17 protein-coding genes and 2 tRNA genes are annotated in these 17,542 nt (G+C 67.7%); 8 read left to right on the forward strand and 11 right to left on the reverse strand.

What is annotated here, in order from left to right; translation table 11 throughout:
* The first annotated feature begins 34 nt into the window (after positions 1 to 34).
* Both AC1RGU_RS16710 and AC1RGU_RS16715 read left to right on the forward strand, forming a co-directional pair.
* On the forward strand, positions 35 to 862 hold the full coding sequence (locus AC1RGU_RS16710) for a crotonase/enoyl-CoA hydratase family protein (protein ID WP_070060971.1): 828 nt from the start codon (positions 35 to 37) through the stop codon (positions 860 to 862).
* 314 nt (positions 863 to 1,176) lie between these two features.
* Positions 1,177 to 1,491, forward strand: a complete 315-nt coding sequence (locus AC1RGU_RS16715; protein ID WP_070060970.1) for a hypothetical protein — start codon at positions 1,177 to 1,179, stop codon at positions 1,489 to 1,491.
* Between the two features lie 36 nt (positions 1,492 to 1,527).
* On the opposite strand, the gene AC1RGU_RS16720 is transcribed toward AC1RGU_RS16715, so the two are convergent.
* From AC1RGU_RS16720 to AC1RGU_RS16730, 3 genes are all read right to left on the reverse strand, one after another.
* A complete protein-coding gene (locus AC1RGU_RS16720) occupies positions 1,528 to 2,811 on the reverse strand; it encodes an acyl-CoA dehydrogenase family protein (protein WP_492696922.1) in 1,284 nt (427 codons plus the stop codon).
* A 134-nt stretch (positions 2,812 to 2,945) separates the two neighbouring features.
* Positions 2,946 to 4,832 (reverse strand): YadA family autotransporter adhesin, encoded by a 1,887-nt coding sequence (locus AC1RGU_RS16725; RefSeq protein WP_492696923.1) that lies wholly within the window; start codon positions 4,830 to 4,832, stop codon positions 2,946 to 2,948.
* 104 nt (positions 4,833 to 4,936) lie between these two features.
* Positions 4,937 to 5,335 (reverse strand): hypothetical protein, encoded by a 399-nt coding sequence (locus AC1RGU_RS16730; RefSeq protein WP_307635609.1) that lies wholly within the window; start codon positions 5,333 to 5,335, stop codon positions 4,937 to 4,939.
* 193 nt (positions 5,336 to 5,528) lie between these two features.
* Here AC1RGU_RS16730 and AC1RGU_RS16735 point away from each other — a divergent pair, with 193 nt between their 5' ends.
* Together AC1RGU_RS16735 and AC1RGU_RS16740 are read left to right on the forward strand one after the other, a co-directional pair.
* Complete coding sequence (locus AC1RGU_RS16735) at positions 5,529 to 6,008, forward strand: hypothetical protein (protein ID WP_492696924.1); 480 nt, start codon at positions 5,529 to 5,531, stop codon at positions 6,006 to 6,008.
* Between the two features lie 89 nt (positions 6,009 to 6,097).
* Positions 6,098 to 6,637 (forward strand): hypothetical protein, encoded by a 540-nt coding sequence (locus tag AC1RGU_RS16740; RefSeq protein ID WP_369629098.1) that lies wholly within the window; start codon positions 6,098 to 6,100, stop codon positions 6,635 to 6,637.
* Between the two features lie 53 nt (positions 6,638 to 6,690).
* On the opposite strand, the gene AC1RGU_RS16745 is transcribed toward AC1RGU_RS16740, so the two are convergent.
* Positions 6,691 to 8,292: an MORN repeat-containing protein gene (locus AC1RGU_RS16745; protein ID WP_492696925.1), complete on the reverse strand. Its 1,602-nt coding sequence runs from the start codon at positions 8,290 to 8,292 to the stop codon at positions 6,691 to 6,693.
* A gap of 188 nt (positions 8,293 to 8,480) precedes the next feature.
* Here AC1RGU_RS16745 and AC1RGU_RS16750 point away from each other — a divergent pair, with 188 nt between their 5' ends.
* The gene (locus AC1RGU_RS16750) at positions 8,481 to 8,831 is read left to right on the forward strand and encodes a hypothetical protein (protein WP_492696926.1); all 351 of its coding nucleotides are present in this window, start codon (positions 8,481 to 8,483) and stop codon (positions 8,829 to 8,831) included.
* A 19-nt stretch (positions 8,832 to 8,850) separates the two neighbouring features.
* On the opposite strand, the gene AC1RGU_RS16755 is transcribed toward AC1RGU_RS16750, so the two are convergent.
* The 7 genes from AC1RGU_RS16755 to AC1RGU_RS16785 all read right to left on the reverse strand — a co-directional run bounded on the left by AC1RGU_RS16755 (position 8,851) and on the right by AC1RGU_RS16785 (position 13,498).
* On the reverse strand, positions 8,851 to 9,138 hold the full coding sequence (locus tag AC1RGU_RS16755; RefSeq protein WP_143599021.1) for a hypothetical protein: 288 nt from the start codon (positions 9,136 to 9,138) through the stop codon (positions 8,851 to 8,853).
* 320 nt (positions 9,139 to 9,458) lie between these two features.
* Positions 9,459 to 9,535, reverse strand: a tRNA-Arg gene (locus AC1RGU_RS16760).
* A 559-nt stretch (positions 9,536 to 10,094) separates the two neighbouring features.
* Complete coding sequence (locus AC1RGU_RS16765) at positions 10,095 to 10,280, reverse strand: hypothetical protein (RefSeq protein WP_139140528.1); 186 nt, start codon at positions 10,278 to 10,280, stop codon at positions 10,095 to 10,097.
* A 330-nt stretch (positions 10,281 to 10,610) separates the two neighbouring features.
* Positions 10,611 to 10,687: transfer RNA gene (locus AC1RGU_RS16770), tRNA-Pro, on the reverse strand.
* 35 nt (positions 10,688 to 10,722) lie between these two features.
* Positions 10,723 to 11,427: a glutathione binding-like protein gene (locus AC1RGU_RS16775; protein WP_095745562.1), complete on the reverse strand. Its 705-nt coding sequence runs from the start codon at positions 11,425 to 11,427 to the stop codon at positions 10,723 to 10,725.
* A 101-nt stretch (positions 11,428 to 11,528) separates the two neighbouring features.
* The gene (locus AC1RGU_RS16780; protein ID WP_492696927.1) at positions 11,529 to 11,792 is read right to left on the reverse strand and encodes a UBP-type zinc finger domain-containing protein; all 264 of its coding nucleotides are present in this window, start codon (positions 11,790 to 11,792) and stop codon (positions 11,529 to 11,531) included.
* Positions 11,793 to 11,821: 29 nt separating this feature from the next.
* Positions 11,822 to 13,498, reverse strand: coding sequence for an FAD-dependent oxidoreductase (locus AC1RGU_RS16785; RefSeq protein WP_492696928.1), 1,677 nt, complete (start codon positions 13,496 to 13,498; stop codon positions 11,822 to 11,824).
* A gap of 158 nt (positions 13,499 to 13,656) precedes the next feature.
* On the opposite strand from AC1RGU_RS16785, the gene AC1RGU_RS16790 reads away from it, so the two are divergent.
* The 3 genes from AC1RGU_RS16790 to AC1RGU_RS16800 are packed head-to-tail and all read left to right on the forward strand — an operon-like array spanning position 13,657 to position 17,388.
* Positions 13,657 to 14,571, forward strand: a complete 915-nt coding sequence (locus tag AC1RGU_RS16790) for a GNAT family N-acetyltransferase (RefSeq protein ID WP_159271573.1) — start codon at positions 13,657 to 13,659, stop codon at positions 14,569 to 14,571.
* Positions 14,568 to 16,895 carry a polyphosphate kinase 1 gene (gene ppk1 / locus AC1RGU_RS16795; protein WP_492696929.1) on the forward strand — a complete coding sequence of 776 codons (2,328 nt, stop codon included), beginning with the start codon at positions 14,568 to 14,570 and terminating at the stop codon, positions 16,893 to 16,895. The genes AC1RGU_RS16790 and ppk1 overlap by 4 nt, the downstream gene beginning before the upstream one ends.
* 31 nt (positions 16,896 to 16,926) lie before the next feature.
* Positions 16,927 to 17,388, forward strand: coding sequence for a SixA phosphatase family protein (locus tag AC1RGU_RS16800; RefSeq protein ID WP_062473174.1), 462 nt, complete (start codon positions 16,927 to 16,929; stop codon positions 17,386 to 17,388).
* The last annotated feature ends 154 nt before the right edge of the window (positions 17,389 to 17,542 follow it).

The following is a 17,542-nucleotide window of genomic DNA, read 5'->3' on the forward strand; positions in this document are numbered from 1 at the left end:
GAGCCGATACCCGGACACCGACAGGAGACATGCAATGAGCGACCGTATCGAATGGACCCGCCACGCCGACGGCGTGGTGGAACTGCAGCTGGCGCGCGCCGACAAGATGAACGCGCTCGACCCCGCGATGTTCGACGCGCTGGTCCAGGCGGGCGAGGCGCTGCGCGACGACAGGAGCGTGCGCGCCGTGGTCATCGCGGGCCGCGGCAAGGCCTTCTGCGCGGGGCTCGACATGGCGTCGTTCGAACGCATGGGGCAGGGCGCCGCCAGCGACGTGCTGGGCGCGGCGGCCGGCGGCACCGACCTCGTCGCGCGCACGCACGGCCTCTCGAACGCCGCGCAGCAGGTGGCGATGGTGTGGCGCGAAGTGCCGGTGCCGGTCATCGCGGCCGTGCACGGCGTGGCCTTCGGCGGCGGGCTGCAGGTGGCGCTGGGCGCCGACATCCGGCTCGTGGCGGCCGACACCAAGCTGTCGGTGATGGAGATCAAATGGGGCCTCGTGCCCGACATGGCCGGCATGGTGCTGATGCGCGAACTGGCGCGCACCGACGTCGTGCGCGAACTCACTTTCACCGGCCGCATCTTCTCGGGCGAAGAGGCCGTGCGCCTGGGCCTGGCCACGCGCGTGGCCGCCGACCCGCTGGCCGAGGCGCTGCAGATGGCGCACGAGATCGCAACCAAGAGCCCCGACGCGATCCGCGCCGGCAAGCGGCTGCTGAATGCGTCGCTCGCGCACAGCGCCGCCGAGCTGCTGATCGCCGAGTCGGTCGAGCAGCAGGCGCTGATCGGCAGCCCCAACCAGCTCGAGGCCGTGAAGGCCAACATCGAGCGGCGGGCGCCGCAGTTCAGCGCGCCGGCCTGAGTTTTCTCTTCTGGTTTTTCCTGCGTTCCTCGCGGTGCGGACACCGCGAGGCGCAGCTGTTTGCGCGCCCGTTTCGGCCGGCCGAAGTGGCGGTCGCAACATTTCGTATGCCAAAAATCGTACACAAAGCGCGCCATCCGTGTCTTTGTGTAAGAATTAAGTAGTTGTTTTCCCGAGTAATTCGGCGGAATTGACCGCACTTTGTGTGCAGAAGGTCACGTCTTGCCGTATGCCCTCGGTCGGGAAAATGACTATCGGAGTCACACTCGAAAACAATTAATCAACTTTTGCTTTGGCTAGCGACGGCGTTCCGCATGTCGACGAATACGTTTTTTTGCAATCTCAGCGTGCCCATCCTCGTGGGCGAGGACCGCTACAAGTACGTCCCGATCGTGGGGGTGTTTCGCAGCATCCCCATCGAGCAGGTCGACGAGTGGGTGATGCACCCCGACGGCCGTCCGCGCAGCGATCGCGAACTCGCCGCCGAAGTGCTGGTCGAAATCCGCAAGCCGCTCGGCACCAGCGGCCACACGGCGCCGAACGCCTTCGACGTCGCCGACATCCTGCAGCTCGATCGCGCGGCTGCCATCGTGGTGTCGACCTTTCTCGCGGCGCTGCCGCGGGTCTGAACACCGCCTCGCGGCGTCTTCCTTTTTCTTCCCGTCTCAGCTCGCGATGGCGCCGACCGCCCAGTAGAAGGTCGGCCGCGCACCGTTGAGCAGGTGGTCGCCCACCACGCGTCCCTTGTAGATCGTCGGGTTGTGCGACGCCAGCGTGCGCGCATTGCGCCAGTGCCGGTCGAGCCGCCGGTCTTCCTGCAGCGCCGAGGCGCCGCCGATGTCGAACAGCCGCGTGCCCGCCTGCAGCACCGCATCGACGATGCCGGCCTGCGCCTTGGCGGTGTTCAGCTCCACCTCGAACAGCAACTGCTCGGGCACGGCCTCGCCGCGCTGCAGATGGCGGTCGACCTCGCCCAGGCCGCGCGCCACCGCCTGCACCGTCGACGCGGCCACGAAGGCCGTGCTCGCGAGCTGGCCGATCACCTGCTGCACCAACGGGTCTTCGCGCGGCGTGGCGCCGCTGCCGTGGCTGTAGACGCGCTTGCGCGGCTGCACGAAGGCCACGGCATCGCGCACGATGGCGCGTGCGATGCCCGCCAGCGTCGCCAGGTGCGTGAGCTGGAAATGCGCGGTGAGCGGCGTGGGCTGGTCGCGCACGTACAGCAGCACGTGCTCGGGCTTCACGCGCACCTGGCGAAAGCGCGTTGTGCCTGAGGCGCTCAGGCGCTGGCCGAAGCCGCGCCAGTCGTCGACACGCTCGACACCCGCGGCTTCCGCCGGCACGAGCGCGATCACGCGATCGCTGCTGCCGTCGTCGTTCAGGCGCTGGGCCGCGACCGAGATCCAGTCGGCGTAGAGCGTGCCGGTGCTGTAGAACTTGTCGCCGTCGAGGCGCCATGTGTCGGCGCTCTGCGCGTCGCGTGTGAGCGTGGTCTGCAATGCGCCGAGCGCGCCTTCGCCGAGCTCGGTGGTGGCGTTGCCGAAGATCACGCCGTCGGCCGCCAGGCGCATCCACGGGCCGTGCAGCGTGGGGTCGATCTCGGCGAACAGGCGCTCGATGAAACCGAAGTGCGCGCGAAGGATCTGCGGCAGGTTGGAGTCGGCCTCGCCGAGTTCGATCAGCAGGTCGTACAGCTGCTCGACCGAGGCGCCCAGGCCGCCGTGTTCGAGCGGCACGCGCAGTGCGCCGAAGCGGGCGGCCTTGAGCCAGGCCACCGGCGCGTAGGCCAGTTCGCGGTCGTTCTCGCGCTGCGCCGCATGCTCGGCGATGCGCGCGAAGACGGGGCGGAAGCGCTCGGCGAGTTGCTGGGAAGAGGGGGCGAGCGTGGAAGAGCGGGCGGGAGCCGTGGGCGCGGCGGGGCGCGTCGGCGTGTCGTGGATGGATGCCATGGAGAGCCGGGCGGCCCCGAGGGCGCGCCGGAAAAAGAGCGATACAGGCGTGGGACTGTGCCCGCGCCAGGCCGCCGCTGGGAAATACGCTTTTCGTGTTTTCTTATGCGCGGCGGGCGGGCTGCGATAACGCGTCAGAACTCGCCCTTGAGCCCCACGCGCACGCCCACCGATCCGCTCGCGCCGCTGACCCCGGCGGAGAGCGCCAGCGGCATGTCCGTCGCGAGGCGGTGCACGACGCTGGCACCCATCGCGGAGTGGCCCTTGTAGTTCGCCAGTTGTGCCGCCCAGCTGGTCTTGCCCGGTGCGGACGGCATCGGCGCGTCGCCCATCGCCATCGCCGCGGCCACGCCCTTGGCCGCGAAGCTGCGCGCCTCCGACACCGCGGCCGCCGTCAGCTGCTGTGCCTGCTGCAGGTTGACCGCGTCGGTGGGCAGCACGCCGGGTGCCACGTTGGCGATGGTGCGCGTCTGGCCGGTGGCGGCGTTGCCCACCGACACCGAGTTGTCGCGCGTGGCCACCGAGCCCTGACCGAGGGCGACCGAGTTCGATCCCGCGGCCAGCGTGTTGGCGCCCAGCGCCACCGCGTTGTTGCCGGTGGCGATGGCGTCGTTGCCGACGGCGGTCGTCGGATCGGCCAGCGCCTTCGCGCCCGCGCCGATCGCCACCGAGCCTGCGTAGCGCGCCTGCGCCCCGTGGCCGATCGCCGTGGTGTTGTCGCCCTGGGCCGTGGCGTTGGTGCCCAGCGCCGTGGCACCCGTGCCCGTGGCCTGCGTGCCGGTGCCGCAGGTCACGTTGCCGCCGCTGAAGCTGCACAGGCCGTTGGACAGCGCCTGGTTCATGACGCCCTGCAAGGCGGCGATCTGCTGCATCGTGAAGGTGTTGGCCGTGGTCAGCGCGCCTTGCTGCACCTGCTGCAGCTGGCCGACGTTGGCGGCGTCGGTGGCGGCGACGCCCGCGCGCACGTTGCTCAGCGTGGTGCCGGCGCCGCCGTTGGCGTTCAGCGCGACCTGGGCACCACCCGCGCCGTACTGCACGGAGTTGTTCGCCACGCCCAGTGCCGTGTTGGCGGTGCTCTGGGCCGTGGCTGCGGCCGTGGTTGCGGTGTTGGCCGTGCTTTGCGCCGCGCCCGCGTCGGCCATGGCGGTGAGGGCCGTGCCATTGGCGGCGGAGGCCGTGGCCTGTGCGTTGGCCGCGCTCTGCTGGACGGTGTACAGCTGGCCGCCGTTGACGGCATCGGTGCTGGTGGCGTTCACCGCGCCGGCGCTCACGTTGACCAGGCCGCGCGTCTGTCCCGCACTGCCGAAAGACACGGTGTTGGCCGAGGTGGCGACCGAGTTCGCGCCGATGGCCACGCCGCCGTTCGCACCGTTCGCGACCCGGCTGCCCGAGCCGATGGCCACGCCGCCCGTGGCCAGTGCTGCGGCGCCCGAGGCGGTGTCGCTCGCGCCGCCGATGGCGGTGCTGCCGTTGCCGGAGGCTTGGGCGCCCTGTTGGGTGCCCAAAGCGCTGCCGATGGCGACCGCGGCGTTGCCCGATGCCTGTGCGCCGCTGCCGCCCGATGGGCCGTTGTTGCCGCAACAACCGTTGCTGCCTGTGGCTCCCGCGCCGAGTGCGATGGCCCCGCCCGCCGATGCCACGGCACCACGTCCTCCAGCGCCGCCTATGCCGCCTGCTTCGCTCGATCCGCCGGTCCCTCCGCCGCCGACGGCCGTTGCGCCGCCGGCGGTGGCGCTGGCACCGGTGCCACCCGAGCCACCGGTTCCGCCAGAGGTCGCGGACCCGCCATTGCCGCCCGCACCCAGTGCTGTCGCGCCGTCGAAGGCGGCCGAGGCTGCGCCGCCGCCGAGGCCGCCTGTTCCTGCCGAACTGCTCGTGCCTGCGCTGCCCGCATCGCCGTGCGTCAAGCCGGCCGCATGGACGCTGCCTGCGGCTAGCAAGGCCACGGCAGCCAAGTGCCGGAGGGCGCGGACGCGCGACGGTTGTCCATGGACACCGTGGATGTGGACGTGGATCGGCATGGACTCTTCCCCTGTGAAAGCAAACAAGACAAACGCGACGGAGTGTGTCTTTTTGCCCTCGAGGGAGCCATCACCGAAAACTGGTACGAGCCCTCGCCAGGGTGCTAGATCGCCTTGACTTCGAAGTACGCCTCGTCCGTGTCGCCCAAGTCGCGAAAGCCCGCCGTGCGCGCAGCGTCGTAGGCCTTGACCCAGCGCGCGGCCAGCGCGATCTCGCGCTTGGTGAGGTCGGTGTCGCTCGACTCGCTGGCGTTCTGGAAGGCGCGCATTGCCGGCAGCACGTCGGCGCCCAGTTGCTTTTCGAGTTCGCGCCGGAAGCGTTGCTCCGCGACCCTGACCGCGTCGGCCGACGAATGGGGGTAGTCGATCAGCTTGGCGGAAAAGGCGTCACGGGGCTCGTCTTCGTTGTCTTCGAGCGCGGCCGCAGTGGCGGGCTCGTGGAAGTGGAAGAGGGGCGAGGGCGGCGTTGCCGGCCGGGGGAAGAAGAGTTCAGCTTGGGTCATGGTTCACCCACGCGTTGGACTGGGATGCGTTCTTCGGCATGTGGATTCCTTGAGAATACTGTTTAAATGTACAGTATTGAATCCAGAATTCAAATGACAGACAGCGCGCATTTGGCGCATGGAGCCCTCTGCTTTAATGGCGCCTTGCCGGGGGAGGGCCCGGGCTTGTGTCACAGAGGAAGGCGACGTGCAGATGGATTGGATGACCGTCCTGGGGACCGTCGGAGTGATCGTCCTTCAAGGGCTGTCGTTCTGGTTCCTCTACTGGCTCTGGAAGAAGCTCCGTACGCCCAAGGCGCCCCGGGCGGGCGCTGCACCCCTTGCGATCAAGGGCGGCGCGGTGCCCGTCGTGGCCACCTTCACCGGCCTGCGCGGACTGCCGTGGGTGGCGCTGGCGACCAACAGCCTGAACCCTGTCTTGCGCATCGAAAGCGAGCAGCTGGTGTACCGCGTGTTGCGCCAGCGCGAGCGGCCTTTCGCGGACATCCGCCAGGTCGACGTGCGCGAGGCCTATGGCACCTTCAACCTGATCTTCGAGTTCCATGACGCGCGGCGGACTTTCGTGGCCAATGTGGGCACGGCGGCGCGCGGGGCGCAGGCGTTGTCGCTGCTGCCCGAGAGCGTGCCGCTCTCCGCCCGTGCGCGGGAGGCGTTGCGGCCAGCGGGCGCCTAGGCCGGGGCGTGACGGGTTCGTGCGGGGCATCGGCGCGGCTGGCGTCGATGACCTGTGCACTGCGAGGCATCGCTACTACCATCGCGTCCATGCGCCTCACCTTCCTCGCCAGCCTTCTCCTGATCGCCAGCGGCATGGCCCATGCCCAGCAGGTCTATCGATGCGGCAACCAGTACAGCGGTGAGCCGTGTGGCGGCAGCGGCGGCCGCGTGGTCGACGTGTCGCCGCCGGTGCGCAACCTCGAGGCGGCCGGTGCGTCCCAGGTGTTTCTCTGCGTGAGCAACAGTGGCGGGCGTTTCTGGTCGCCGAATCACTGCCGCGAGCGGGGCGCATTGGTCGAGCGCATCGAGCCGGTCCCGGCCGGGCTGCCATGGGAGCAGCAGGTGGAGATGGCCGACCGGCAGACCCGACAGGGCTACGCGGTTCAGCAACAGGCCGCGCAGCAACGCGGTGCGACGTCACCGGGCGTGACGGGTGCCAGTGGCGACACGTCGCGCTGTGCGCACTTCAACGAGCGGGTGGCGTACTACGACCGTTTGGCGCGGCAGCCGCAGAGTGGCGCGACCCAATCCTGGATCGCCGAGCAGCGCAAGGAGGCCCGGGATCAGCAGTTCAGGGCAAGGTGCTGAGGCCCGCGAAAAACGCATTCGCGTGATGCCGTGAGGCCTGCGCTCGCAGGGCCTCAACGGCCGGGCCCGAAATGATTCTGCGCAACGCACCGACGCCCGCCGGATTGCACGGCATTGCAGGCGTTCTCGGCGGCAGCGTATTGCTGCTGGCGCGTCTGGCGTTCCGCGGCGATCTGGGCGGGTGTCACGCCGGGCTCGGTAGGGCAGTTGGCGGCGATCATGTCCAGCACCGTTTTCGTCATGAACATCACCGTTTCCTGGCTGGCGGTGATCGAGGCATTGGGGGCGACCTTGGTCGCGATGACCGACTGCTTCATGGCTTCGCAGGTCTGGCTGGAAAGGCGCGTTCCGGCCGGGCGGCTGGCCGCGTTGGCCGTGCCCGCTGACGACGAGCCTCCACCCGCGGCCGTGCTGCCACCCGACTCACCCGTCATCTGCCGCGCCGTCGTGGTTGCCAGCGGATGGTCGGGGAAGCGGCTCATCAAGGTGCGCTGCACTTCGCGGGCGCGGGCGCGGTCGCCTTGTGCGTTCAACTCGTCGGCGCGGGCGAAGAGCTGGCCTGGGTTCATCGTCTGCAGGCTGGTTCGGAATTGCTGTTCGGCCAGGGCCGCCTGCTCGCGTTTGCGCTGCTGTTCGGCTTCGGCCGCGAGCCGGTTCTTTTCTGCTTCGGCGCGTGCGGCGGCCTCGCGGTCGCGCGGCAGGTTGACGTCGATCCGGTTGCCCTCGGTGTCGATGCGCGCGCCTACCGACAGCACACCCTTGTCGTAGCGGCCTTCCTCGGATAGCGACCCGTCGGCGCGGTACTCGCGGCCCTGGGCGGGCTTGCCGTCCACGCGCAGGCCTTCGAAGCGGGAGCCGTCGGCGCGCGTGAAAGTGCCCTGCACGGCGCCTGTGTCGGTCCAGCGGCCGACCAGGGTGGCGCCATTCTTGAAGCCGTACGCGCCCGCGCCGACACGCTTGCCGTTCACATACTCGCCCACGAACCGGTCGCCGGTGGGGTGCAGGACGTCGAATGCCCCCTGCCTCTCGCCTTGCCGGTACTGGCCGCGCTGGATCTCGCCGCTGGAAAAGATCGTCGTGCCGGTGCCTTCTTCCTGGCCGTCCCGGGTCTGGCCGTAGTAGACCCAGGTGGTGCCGTTCTTGCCATTGCCGCTCAGGGTATCGCCGGTGCCCGCATCGCGCACGCGGTTGCCGATGTCCTGTGCACGGGGCTGGACGTCGGGCCGGGCGCCCAGCGCACGCTCGTTGCTGCGCTCCTCGCTGTTCAGCTCTGCCGTGAAGATGGCATCGGGTGTGACTTCCTTGCGATAGCCGAACAGCAGCGTGCGCGTGCCTTCGCCAATGGCAGCCTGCAGCCGCTCCAGGTAGCTCTTGGCGCGTGCGCAGGTCTTCTGCACGTTCAGCACGAAGCGGCAGCCGACATGCGCGGCGCAGAGATCGGCCTGGGTGACTGTGGCCTCGTCCTTGAGCTCGGCGCAGTTGGCGATCTCGGGATTGACCTGAGCCCGAGCGTCCGCAGGAACAGCCAGTACGCAGGCCGAGAGGACCAGCACCGACAGGAAGTGGGTGGGGATCTGGATCACGTGCAAGAGGCCATGCTGGCCTCGGCGGTTGGAGGTGGCGTTAGGTTCTTGCGCGGTGGTCTTTATCGTCATGGCGTCATCCCCTCGATTTGAGACCAGTCGAATCTAGTCGCTCGATTTGCGAGCGAAATACCTCTTTTGTGGGAGTCCACGGAAACCAGTGGGCTGGGACTGCGCAGGCCAAGAAAAAGCCCGCACGACGGCGGGCAAGGGTGGCCCTGAGGAGAGGAGAGAAAAATTGGGCCACTGAACTCAGCCTGGTGGCCGATCTTCTCGATCAGCGCACCGGGGCATATTGGCTATTGCATGTTCCCCCTGTTGTATTGGTCAAGCCCACGCTGAAAAGCCGTTTTCCCGTTGTATGCCTGATCATTCTCCCGAAAATATTGGGCAGCAGTCTGAAAGTCCTTGGCGCATTGCTTGTAATGGTTGGCCGCCATCGGTCGGCGATTTTTTTCAGCCTCATGAGCCGCGGTTTCACATTTTCTTTTGTTGTCCATGGATGTCGTCCAATTGCTGGCGAGTGCATGAGAAGAGACAAATGCCAGCAAGATGGCGAGAGAAAATCGAACCATATGAACTCCTATAAAACCCCGTTAAATCAACGATGAAGTGAAAAAATGGCTCCCCTCAGGGTTCGCGCCGGATACGATTTGAGCGCTCCCTGGCTTCTTGAACGGACCCCGCTCCCCGGGTGTTGAATCGAACAAGGCACGTGGCGTGCGCGTCTTGGGCGCGCTTGAGCTTGGTGGCTGCGCAGTACTCTCTGTCGTCCTGTGTTCGCTCGCGCTGGCATTGCGCGCGCGTTGTCATGACGGCGCTGTCGAAGTCCCCGCATGCGCGCTGCGCTTCATTGGCGCTCGCAAGGGCGGCGTAAAGAAAAAGGCCGAATGCCAATAGCGGGCTCTTGTAATTCATCGACGTCTCCTCGTGGTGGAAGACCTGAATCTATCCATGCCATTTTGCAAACCAAATACCGCATTTGTGGGAGTCAACGGATACCGGTAGTACGGCTGCGATCACCTCTCGGAGGATGGCTGGGCAGTCTTGGGAGAGATCGGAGGGGGTGTGCCGCGAGGGAGTGAGCAGGCGACGGGCGGGCTAAACCTACTGCCGCATCCGTGGGCAGCAAGCGCGTCGACTTGGCGGTAGCTCGCGCATGCGTGCTCTGTGCGTCGTCCTTCCGGCGGAGCAACGGCGCAAAAGTTGGAGAAACCCGTTGCGGTTGGAGACGCAAATGGCCTGCCCGGAGGGGATCGAACCCCCGACAACCTGCTTAGAAGGCAGGTGCTCTATCCAACTGAGCTACGGGCAGATTCCGGTCGAGAAGCGAGGGCCGGAGCCTTCGGTCCTCGGGCCGCCGGCGAGGCGGCAACAGACCCGAAAAATCAACGGTCTGGACGCTTCTGCCTCTGACCGGGGAAGCGCGGATTCTACCTACATCCCTCCATGCACGATGCCTTCGGCGGCGGTCGTTGAGAGGGCGAAAGGGCGGGGCTGGCGCGGGACGACACCCTGGCGGTCTCGGCGGCCTGCTTCGACGCGAGCTGCTTCTTGCCGCAGGTGCTGCACCGGTAGAACCTGAGGGCCGGCAGCATCCTCATCCAGGTTCGCCGCTCGATGCGGCGAAGGCCGTCCAGGCCGCAGGAACATCGGAGAAACAGATTCAGCAGCATCACAGAAGAGTTCAAACCGGGAAGGTGTCGACACTCTTTCCCCGACGCTGCTTCGCGGTTTGCTCAACCGTGAAGCACCCGCGTTCGATTCTGTGGGGGTGCAGGGCATGCAGCGAAAGGGCTGCACGCGCAACAGATTGCTAAGGACGGCGTTTCGACCGTCCGATGCCTCTGTGTATCGCTTGGGCGGAGAGGGCGTCAGACGTTTTCCGAGCGGTACTTCCAGACCGCGTCGTTCACCGCGCGTTCGGACGCCAGTTGCTTCTTTCCGCAGGCGCTGCATTGGTAGAAGCGCAGGCTCGAGAAGAGTCGCATCCATGGCCGGCGCTCGATGCGTGCGAGATGCCTGAGGCCGCAAGAACAGCGGGAAAAGTAATTCAGCATCGGAAAAGGGTCCAGGGGTGAGGGTTCTGTTGCGACGTCCATCCCTGACTCAGCTCTTCGGCTTTGTAAACGCGATTCCGCTTACTTTGTAAACACGATCACGATTGGCTCGATTCTGCGTGAGCGCCGAGGGCCTCGCGGGTAGTTCCTTAAGAAAAAGGTTGTCTTGACGGTGTAACAACAAGGCAGCGGCGTTGCCCGATGTACGGAAAGCCGTGGGTCGTGCTACGAAACGTCTAAAAGGGCGTGAGATTCGCGGCGATCGCGACCGGCCCGGAAAAGAAAAAAGCCTGCAACGACTTTCATCGTTGCAGGCTTTCACTTTTCTTTTGGTCGGGGCGAAAGGATTCGAACCTTCGACCCTCTGGTCCCAAACCAGATGCGCTACCAGGCTGCGCTACACCCCGCCAAGCCTTCCATTCTAGCCCGAATAAGAGGCCGCTCAGCGCTTCTCGTACTGTGTCTTGCCAAAAAGGATCTCGCGCGCCTTGTCATCGGTGATGGGGCGGCGCAGGTCGGCCAGCACTTTCACGCCGCGCTGCACGGCGGGGCGCGCGGCGATGCCGTCGAACCAGGCCTTCAGGTGCGGGTAGTCGGTGAGGGTGATGCCCTGGTTTTCCCAGCTGCGCAGCCACGGGAAGATGGCGATGTCGGCAATCGAATAGCTCGTGCCGGCGATGAACTTGTGTTTCGACAGCTGCCGGTCGATCACGCCGTACAGGCGCCTGGCCTCGTTGGTGTAGCGGTCGACGGCATAGGCGATTTTCTCGGGGGCGTAGATGCGGAAGTGATGCGCCTGGCCGAGCATCGGGCCGACGCCGCCCATCTGGAACATGAGCCACTGCAGCACGTCGTAGCGTTCGCGGTCGCCCGTGGGCAAGAACTTGCCGGTCTTGCCCGCGAGGTACACGAGGATGGCACCCGATTCGAACAGCGAGATCGGCTGGCCGTCCGGTCCGTCGGGGTCGGTGATGGCGGGGATCTTGTTGTTCGGGCTGATCTTCAGGAACTCGGGCGCGAACTGGTCGCCGGTGCCGATGTTCACCGGGTGCGCGTGGTACGGCAGGCCGCACTCCTCGAGCATGATGTGAATCTTGTGGCCGTTCGGCGTGGGCCAGGAATAGACCTCGATGGGCGATGCGGGCATGTCGCGGGCTCCGGGGTGAGAGGGTTGTGACGGGAGAACGGCAGCATATACACGCGCTTCCAGACGCGTGCGGGTGCGGGCATTGGCCTTCCAGCCGCTGGTCATCCCACCTGTCGTTCGTGCGCGTTGCACCACATCCAGTGCTCGCCGGGCTCGATCGACTGGATCACCGGATGCCCTTCGGCCCGCGCATGCTTCGTGGCGTGGCGGTTCTTCGACGAGTCGCAGCAGCCCACATGGCCGCAATGCACGCACAGGCGCAGGTGCACCCAGGTGTCGCCGGTCTTCAGGCAGTCTTCACAGCCGCGGGGCGTGTGTGGTTGCGCAATGTCGCCGGGAACGTGTTCGCAAGCTTGGATGGGCATGGGTGTCTCAGGACAAGAAGTAGAAAAATTCAGGCCACGGCCGAGGCCGACGACAAATGCTGGTGAATGAGCGCCACCACCGCGGCGCCTTCGCCGATCGCGCCGCCCACCCGCTTGACCGAGCCCGAGCGCACATCGCCCACCGCGAACACGCCCGACACGCTCGATTCGAGGGCCGTGGCCGGGCGAGCCGGAAAGCCGCTGCTCGCCGCCGCGCCGGTCAGCACGAAGCCGTGCTTGTCGACCGACACGCCGCAGCCCTCGAGCCACGACGTCTCGGGCTCCGCGCCGACGAACAGGAAGATGTTGCGCGCCGGGCAGTCGTGCTCCTGGCCCGAGGTGTGGCAGCGCCACGTGGCGCCGGTCAGGCCTTCTTCGGGCGCGCCGTGCAGCCGCACGAGTTCGGTGTGCGGTTGCAGCGAGATGTTGGGCGTGGCCTCGATGCGGTCGATGAGGTAGCGCGACATGCTGGCCGCCAGCGACGGCCCGCGCACCAGCACGTTGACCTTGGCCGCATGGCGCGACAGGAACACCGCCGCCTGGCCCGCCGAGTTGCCGCCGCCCACCAGCGCCACTTCCTGCTGCGCGCAGATCTTGGCTTCGATCGCCGAGGCCCAGTACCAGATGCCGCGGCCTTCGAATTCGGCCAGGCGCGGCACGCCGGGTCGGCGGTAGCGCGCGCCGCTCGCAATGACCACCGTGCGCGCGTTGATCGTGCGGCCGTCGGTGAGTTTCAGCGCCAGGCTGTCCCGCGCGTTCTCGCGCGAGCAGTCGAGCGCAGCGACCTGCGCCGGGATCAGCATCTCGACACCGAACTTCTGCGCCTGCACGAACGCGCGGCCCGCCAGCGCCTGCCCCGAGATGCCGGTCGGAAACCCCAGGTAGTTCTCGATGCGCGCGCTGGCGCCGGCCTGTCCGCCGAAGGCGCGGCAGTCGAGCACGATCACGCGCAGCCCTTCGGAGGCCGCATACACCGCGGTCGCGAGGCCCGCCGGCCCGGCGCCGACCACGGCCACGTCGTACAGATCGTCGCGCGCCGCGGTGTCGACCATGCCCAGGCAGCGCGCTAGGCCCTCGTCGCTCGGGTTGACCAGCACCGAGCCGTCGGGGCACACGGCCAGTAATTTGTCGGGGCCGTATTGGGCGAGCAGGGCGGCGGCATCGGCGTCGGCGGCTGCATCGACCAGGTGATAGGGATGGCCGTTGCGGCGCAGGAAGTTCTCCAGCCGCGCCATTTCGGGCGAGTCGGGCCGCCCGATCAGCACCGGCCCGGCGGCGCCCGATTCGATCAGCGCCACGCGCCGCAGGATCAGCGCGCGGGTGATGCGCTCGCCCAGGTCGGCCTCGGCCACCAGCAGCGCGCGCAGGCGGTCCGGCGGCACGACCAGCGCCTCGACTTCTTCGTCGGCATGCCCGTCGACCAGGGCAGGGCGCCCGCTCAGCTGGCCGACCTCGGCGAGGAATTCGCCCGGCCCCTGGCGTGCGATCGGCACCACGTGGCCCAGGCCGTCGCGCTGCGTGACGGCGACCACGCCCTTGAGCAGCACGAACATGCCGGCGCCGGTCTCGCCGGCGGTGAACAGGCGCTCGCCGCGCGCAAAGCGCTGCACGCTGCCGAAGCTGGCGATGCGTGCCATCTCGGCGTCACTGAGGACGGGGAAAGTCTGATGCAGGCGGCTGTTGGCGCCTGGTGCGTCGGTGGCCATGGGGTCGAACTCCGTGTCGCGAATGCCCCGCATTAGACGCCGAAGCGGCGCCAAAGCGACGCTGGCGCGCGTTGTAACAACGTCATGTGTCTGCCACGCCGCTGACATGCCGGTTTCATTGCGCGTGTCCAGACTCGGTCAGCAGAAAGGGATTTCCCATGAAAGAACTGCCGAACCCGACGTTTCCGCTCTCGCAGCTCGGACTGCGCGCAGCCTTGTGGCCCGCACCCGCGGCCGGAACCCCCGCCGTTGCTGCCGCTGCCGCCACCGTCGCCGCACTGGCCACCCGCACGTCGGTGCCCGAGGCGCCGCTGGCCGTCATCGTGCCGCCGGTGGTCGAAGCCAAGCCGGGCATCACGGTGAGCTGGGCGCGTCATCTGGACGACGTGCGCGCCGCGCAACGCCTGCGTCACGACGTGTTCGTCGGCGAGATGGGCGCGCGCCTGACCACACCGCTGGCCGGCCACGACATCGACCTGTTCGACGACTTCTGCGAACACCTGCTGGTGCGCGACGAGCTCACCGGCCAGGTCATCGGCACCTACCGCGTGCTGACCCCCGCGCAGGCCCGCCGCGTCGGCAGCACCTACAGCGACACCGAATTCGACCTGACCCGCCTGCGCGACCTGCGCGAGCGCATGGTCGAGCTGGGCCGCAGCTGCGTGCACGCCGAGCACCGCCAGGGCGGCGTGATCCTCGCGCTGTGGGGCGCGCTGGCCGGCTTCATGCACCGCAACAAGCTCGACACCATGATCGGCTGCGCGAGCATCCCGATGTCGCACAACGGCGTGACCAGCGGCGACGCGGCGGCCAGCATCTGGCGCCAGCTCTCGGCCAGCCACCTGGCGCCGATCCAGTACCAGGTGCAGCCGCGCCTGCCGCTGCCGGTCGAGCGGCTCGACAGCGCGCTCGACGTGGAACCGCCCGCGCTCATCAAGGGTTACCTGCGCCTGGGCGCCAAGGTGCTCGGCGCACCGGCCTGGGACCCCGACTTCAACACCGCCGACCTTCCGATGCTGATGCGCATCGACGACCTGCCGGCGCGCTACCGCAAGCACTTCCTCGGCGCATGAAGCCAGCGGCCATCCGGCCCGACGCCGGGCCGCACGCTGCTTCGCCGTCGCCGAATGTGTCAGGTTCGCTCTCTGTGGGGCAGGGCGCGTCACGCGAATGTCATGGAACTGTCACGGACGAAGTTGACACTGTCATATTTCAGCCGTCGTGTTCTCCCGTGCCGCTTGCTCCAGAATCAGTGCCCATGCCCTCCCTCTCCGCTGACCCGTCGCGCGCCGGCGAAGCGTCTTCGTTCGCGTTGCTGGACCGCGACCACAGCATCCTCTCGTTCAACGAGCGCGTGCTCGACTGGGCCCACCGGCCCGAAGTGCCGCTGATCGAACGGCTGCGCTACCTGTGCATCGTGTCGTCGAACCTCGACGAGTTCTTCGAGGTCCGCGCCGCGCCGCACCTGAGCGCGGGCAGCGCCGGTGATCGCAAGGGCACCTACACGGTCGAGTCTTTCGAACGCCTGTCCGAAGCGGCCCACACGCTCGTGGCGCGCCAGTACGCGCTGTACAACGACGAGCTGATGCCGACCTTTGCCACGCACGGCATCCACATCGTGTCGCACGGCGAACGCAACCCGGCCCAGCGCAAGTGGGTCAGCGAGTATTTCGAGCGCGAAGTGCGCCCGCTGCTGATCCCCGTGGGGCTCGACCCGGCGCACCCGTTCCCGCAGGTGGCCAACAAGTCGCTGAACTTCATCGTGCGCCTGGGCGGCAAGGACGCCTTCGGCCGAGAGAACCCGATCCAGATCGTCAAGCTGCCGCGCGTGCTGCCGCGCCTGATCAAGATGCCGGCCAAGGTGTCGGACGGCAAGACGCTGTTCGTGGCGCTGTCGAGCGTGGTGCGCGCGCACCTGGCCAGCATGTTCCCGGGCCGCGAGGTGGGCGACTTCTCGCAGTTCCGCGTCACGCGCCACTCCGACCTCGCGGTCGACGAGGAAGACGTCAAGAACCTGCGCACCGCGCTGCGCCAGGGCCTGCAGCACCGCCACTACGGCCAGGCCGTGCGGCTGGAGGTGTCGGCCAGCTGCGCCGAATCGCTCGCGAGCTTCCTGCTGGCGCAGTTCAACCTGCCGCCGCAGGCGCTGTACCGCGTGCACGGCCCAGTGAACCTGGCGCGGCTCACGCAGCTCATCGACCTGATCGGCGAGCCGCAGCTGCGCTTTCCTCCGTACGCGCCGTCGTTCCCCGTCACGCTGTCGCCCGCCCAGTCGTTCTTCGAGCGGCTGCAGCGCGGCGACGTGCTGATCCACCAGCCCTTCGAGAGCTTCGACGGCGTGCTCGCGTTCCTGCGCGAGTCGGTGCTCGACCCGCAGGTGCTGGCGATCAAGCAGACCATCTACCGCACCGGCGCCGACTCCGAGCTCATGGACCTGCTGCGCGAAGCCGTGCGCCGCGGCAAGGAAGTGACGGTGGTGGTCGAGCTGAAGGCGCGCTTCGACGAAGAGGCCAACATCAACTGGGCCGAGATGCTCGAGTCGATCGGCGCGCAGGTGGTGTACGGCGTGGTGGGCCTGAAGACCCACGCCAAGATGCTGCTGGTGACGCGCCGCGAGGGCAAGCAGCTGCGCCGCTACGGCCATCTGTCCACCGGCAACTACAACCCGCGCACGGCGCGGCTGTACACCGACATCAGCCACCTCACGGCCGACCCGGCGCTCACCGCCGACATGGAGGCCGTGTTCGTCCACCTGGCCAGCCAGAGCCGCCTGCCCAAGCTCAACCGCATGTGGCTCGCGCCCTTCGACCTGCACAAGAACCTGGTCGCGCGCATCGATGCGCTCGGACAGGCCGCCGCCAGCGGCGAGCCCACGCGCATCGTCGCCAAGATGAACGCGTTGACCGACGAGGAGATCATCGGCGCGCTCATCCGCGCGGGGCAGAAGGGCGTGAAGATCGACCTCATCGTGCGCGGCGCCTGCACGCTGCCGGCGCAGGTGCCGGGGCTCACCGACAACGTGCGCGTGCGCTCGGTGATCGGTCGCTTCCTCGAGCATTCGCGCGTGTTCTATTTTCGCCATGGCGAGGACGAGTCGCTGTACCTGTCGAGCGCCGACTGGATGAACCGCAACATGATGCGGCGCATCGAGCTGGCCTGGCCCGTGACCGACCCCAACCTGCGCCAGCGCCTCATCGACGAGTGCCTGGTGGCTTACCTGCACGATGGGCGCGACGCCTGGGACCTGGGCGGCGACGGCATCTACCGGCGTGTCGACCATGACACCCACCCCGGCGAGGCGGGTGCGTCCCCCGCGATCGAAGCGCATGGCGCCCAGGCCGCCTTGATGGGCCGCTATGCATCACGAGGAAACCACCGTGATGCGTCCGGCAATTGAAATTGAAGAAGAAGTTCGAAAGACGATGAGCATGGACTTGATCTTCTGGCGTCACGCCGAAGCCGAGGACTGGACCGAAGGGTGTGACGACATGCAGCGCTCGCTCACCCCGCGCGGCGAAAAGCAGGCCAAGCGCATGGCCACCTGGCTCGACCGGCAACTGCCCGACGGCACGCGCATCGTGTGCAGCCCGGCGCGCCGCTGCGAGCAGACCGCGCTCGCGCTGGGCCGCAAGTACAAGCTGCGCTCAGAGCTGTCGCCCGACACCACCCCCGATGCACTGCTGGCCGCCACGGGCTGGCCCAACGGCAAGTCGGTGGTGCTGGTGATCGGCCACCAGCCCTCGCTGGGCCAGGCCATCTCGATGCTGCTGGGCCTGAAGCAGGACAGCTGCCCGGTGCGCAAGGGCTCGCTGTGGTGGATCCGCACCCGCGAGCGCGACGGCGACGTGCAGACCGTCGTGGTGACGGTGCAGGCGCCCGAGCTTCTCTAGCTGTCAAAGCCGTCCTTCGCCGCGAACCCCGCCTGACGCTGGCGGACAGGCGCTTTGTCACGGTCGCGGGCAGAGGTGGCAGGGCGCTTGTCTCCCGGAAAAAGGGGCGAAGCACTCATGCGCGCGCGCGGCGCAATTTCTACAGTGTGACTCC

It is taken from the genome of Variovorax sp. GW823-FHT02B07 (assembly GCF_058797695.1).